Source organism: Gemmatimonadota bacterium (genome assembly GCA_026706345.1).
GTDB lineage: Bacteria > JAAXHH01 > JAAXHH01 > JAAXHH01 > JAAXHH01 > JAAXHH01.
On the sequence record JAPOYX010000101.1, the window covers coordinates 1 to 486 of the forward strand.

General features: G+C 64.8%; 1 protein-coding gene. It reads left to right on the top strand.

Annotated features, from left to right (window positions below):
• The coding region (locus OXG98_07400) for an ATP-binding cassette domain-containing protein (protein ID MCY3771828.1) at positions 1-486 on the top strand (486 nt) is incomplete at both ends.

Sequence of the window (486 nt, forward strand, 5' to 3'; positions counted from 1 at the left end):
TGATACGGCTGTATGAGCCCCAGGCCGGGACCATCTGCCTGGACGGTCGTGACGTGAGGGAGTTGGACCTGGTCTGGTTGCGTCAACATGTGGTCGTCATCGGCCACGAGCCCTTTCTGTTTCACGCCTCGATTCTGGAAAACGTGTCCTACGCCAGCCCGGAGGCAAGCCGCGAAGAGATCGTCGCGGCGGTCACGGCGGCTGGCCTGCACGAGTATGTGACCACGTTGCCTGACGGCTACGAGACCACTGTGGGCGAACGGGGTGCGCGCCTGTCGGCCGGCCAGCGTCAGCGCATTGCCCTGGCCCGCGCCCTGCTCAAAAAGCCCCGGATTCTGGTGCTGGACGAAGCCCTGTCCGGCCTTGACGTCGAAAGCGAAGCCGACCTCCGCCAGACCTTGTCCGCGGTGATGCAAGGCTGCACGACCCTGGTCGTGACCCATCGGTTGAGCTCCCTCCACGCCGACGATGCGGTTGTCGTGCTCA